This is a genomic window from Endozoicomonas sp. SESOKO1 (assembly GCF_024606265.1).
In the GTDB taxonomy this organism is placed as follows: Bacteria; Pseudomonadota; Gammaproteobacteria; order Pseudomonadales; family Endozoicomonadaceae; genus Endozoicomonas.
On record NZ_JAHHPP010000088.1, the window covers coordinates 1 to 3,032 of the forward strand.

Sequence of the window (3,032 nt, forward strand, 5' to 3'; positions counted from 1 at the left end):
AGCCTGGTCAGTAATGAGGAAATTCTGATCGATTACTACCGAACCATGGTAATCGCCCGGCAGGGGGATCAGAAAGCGGTGGCATTGCAACGGACCGGTAAAATGGGCACTTACCCTTCCTGTCTTGGACAGGAAGCCATCAGTACGGTTTGTGCTGCCCTGCTGGCAAAAGGCGATGTTCTGATTCCTTATTATCGGGATCTTCCGGGATTGATGAGAAGAGGTATTCCACTCAGTGATGTCATGCTCTACTGGGGCGGTGATGAGCGGGGGAGTGCCAGTCCGGCCTGGGGCCAGGATCTGCCGAATTGTGTACCCATTGCTACTCAGGCTGGTCACGCGGCAGGTATCGCTACCGCCATTAAAATCCGGCACGAGTCCGGTAACCCTTTGCAGGTTGCGTTATGTGCACTGGGTGATGGCGCTACCTCTAAAGGGGATTTTGGTGAAGCACTGAACCTGGCCGGTGCCTGGCAGCTACCTGTGGTTTATGTCATTAACAACAATCAGTGGGCCATTTCGGTGCCCAGGAAAATTCAGTCCGGTGCACCGACGCTGGCACAGAAAGGGCTGGCCGCTGGCCTGCCGTCTTACCAGGTTGATGGTAATGATGTTATTGCCCTTCACCAGGTGGTCAGTGCTGCTATTGACCGTGCACGCCAGGGCAAGGGCGCTACCGTGATAGAAGCGGTCAGCTATCGGCTTTGCGATCACACCACGGCCGATGATGCCAGCCGTTACCGTGCCAGTGAAGAACTCGAGGATGCCTGGCAACAGGAACCCATCAAGCGGCTCCGTAACTTTCTGCATCACCGGGGGTTATGGGATGAGCACAAAGAACAGGCTTTAAAAGAAGAGGCGGATCGTATCATTGAGCAGGCCGTGCAAACCTACCTGAACACACCGCTGCCTGCTATTGAAGACCTGTTTGATTATCACTACGCGAATATGCCAGCTCAGCTGGAACAACAGAAAAACGAGGCACTGGCCAGAGAGCTTGACAGGAAAAAGCGGCGTCAGGACAACATGAAATCAGCCGGAGGTCACCTCAATGGATAACAAACTGACCATGGTTGAAGCGATTAATCTGGCGCTTGACCATGCCATGGCTGCTGACCCGGATGTGGTGATGCTTGGTGAAGATATTGGGGTCAATGGTGGTGTCTTCCGGGCAACCCAGGGGCTGCGGGACAAGTATGGCCTGAAGCGGGTTATGGATACACCATTGGCAGAAACCCTGATTGCCGGTATCAGTGTGGGGATGGCTGCCCAGGGTATGAAACCGGTGGCGGAAATACAGTTTATGGGGTTCATCTTTCCGGCCATGGAGCAATTGATCTGCCACGCCGCACGCATGAGAAACAGAACCCGGGGGCGGCTGGCGTGCCCTCTGGTGGTGCGAGCCCCCTTCGGCGGCGGTATCCATGCCCCGGAACATCATTCGGAAAGCACCGAAGCGCTGTTTGCCCATATTCCGGGGTTAAGAGTGGTCATCCCATCGTCACCGGTCAGAGCCTACGGCTTGCTTCGTGCGGCTATTAACGAACCGGATCCGGTTATCTTCCTGGAGCCAAAACGTATCTACCGGGCAAGTAAGCAGATAATTGATGCTGCCAGTGACCCTTTGCCGCTGGACACCTGTTTCACGTTAAAAACCGGGCAGGATGTTACCCTGGTCAGTTGGGGGGCGTCGGTTCGTGAAACCATGGAGGCCGCCGACATTCTGGAGAGTCATGGCATTGGTGCAGAAGTGATTGATGTCGCTACCATCAAGCCGCTCGATATGGAGACCATTCTGACGTCAGTCAGAAAGACCGGGCGGTGTGTGATCGTGCATGAAGCGTGTCGGAGTTTTGGTGTGGGTGCCGAGATTGCTGCCGGTCTTATGGAAGGGGCTTTTGACGATCTGAAGGCGCCCGTTGAACGGGTGACCGGGTTTGATACGACAATGCCCTACTACAGAATGGAAGATCATTATCTGCCCCAGGTCGATGATATTGTCAGGGCATCAATCAAGACTCTTGCCAGACATTAGGCAGATCATTGCTAATACCGAAACACTATTTAAATAGCCCTGAGCGGCAAATACTGTCAGAGCTGCAGGACTGCAAACAAAAAAATAACAGGCAGTATTTTTATAATAAAAAGGTACATTCATGCGCTTTTTCAATTTACCGGATTTAGGGGAAGGCATTCCTGAAGCAGATATTGTCGAATGGCACGTGGCAGAGGGGGATAGCGTCAAAGAAGACCAGCCGATGGTCTCTGTCGAGACAGCCAAAGCCGTGGTTGAAGTTCCTGCACCCTGTACCGGCGTCATTGCCCGTCTCTGTGGTCAGCCCGGTGACACTATTCTTACCGGAGCCCCTCTGGTTGAGTTTGTCACCGATGAAGAAGACAGTGGTACGGTAGTGGGTAAACTGGCCAGTGATGATGCCGGCAGCAATAGGGACGATACTTTTATCATTGGCTCACCAGCGGCTGAGCAGATTCAACCAGCGTCTTCAGCTCAAATGGCGCAAAGTGGACTTAAATCACTGGCTGAGCAATTTCAGGTGGATCTTGGTGCACTCACCAACCATAGAAACGCTGCACAACATACCATTTCCTATCCCCTGGAAAATCCAGAACCATTGAAAGGTGTCCGTAAGCACATGGCCCGGACCATGGCAGAGTCCCATGCTTCTGTTGTCCAGGTAACCCTGTTCGATGATGTGGATATTGATCACTGGGATGATAAAGAAGACATCACGGTTCGCCTGATTCAGGCGATTGTCAGTGCCAGTGAAGCGGAGCCTGCACTTAATGCCTGGTTTGATGGCGCTTCCATGAGCAGACAGCTTCATGATTCCGTTGACCTGGGGCTGGCGGTCGATAGTGACGAGGGACTATTCGTTCCGGTGATGCGCGATGTCGAAAAAATGAATAAAAAAGAAGTACGTGAGCGGATCAATCAGCTTAGGGTAGGGGTGAAAGACAGAAGTCTGCCAAACTCAGAGCTTCAGGGAGCAACGATTACGTTAAGTAATTTT

The 3,032-nt window shown here is 52.7% G+C and carries 3 protein-coding genes; all 3 read left to right on the plus strand.

Annotated features, from left to right (window positions below; all coding sequences use genetic code 11):
* Positions 1-3 precede the first annotated feature (3 nt).
* Positions 4-1,059: a pyruvate dehydrogenase (acetyl-transferring) E1 component subunit alpha gene (pdhA, locus tag KDK13_RS04735; protein WP_257283791.1), complete on the plus strand. Its 1,056-nt coding sequence runs from the start codon at positions 4-6 to the stop codon at positions 1,057-1,059.
* Positions 1,052-2,035, plus strand: a complete 984-nt coding sequence (locus tag KDK13_RS04740) for an alpha-ketoacid dehydrogenase subunit beta (RefSeq protein ID WP_257283789.1) — start codon at positions 1,052-1,054, stop codon at positions 2,033-2,035. The genes pdhA and KDK13_RS04740 overlap by 8 nt, the downstream gene beginning before the upstream one ends.
* Before the next feature lie 121 nt (positions 2,036-2,156).
* Positions 2,157-3,032: 2-oxo acid dehydrogenase subunit E2 (locus KDK13_RS04745; RefSeq protein ID WP_257283790.1), on the plus strand; the 876-nt coding region annotated here is incomplete at its 3' end.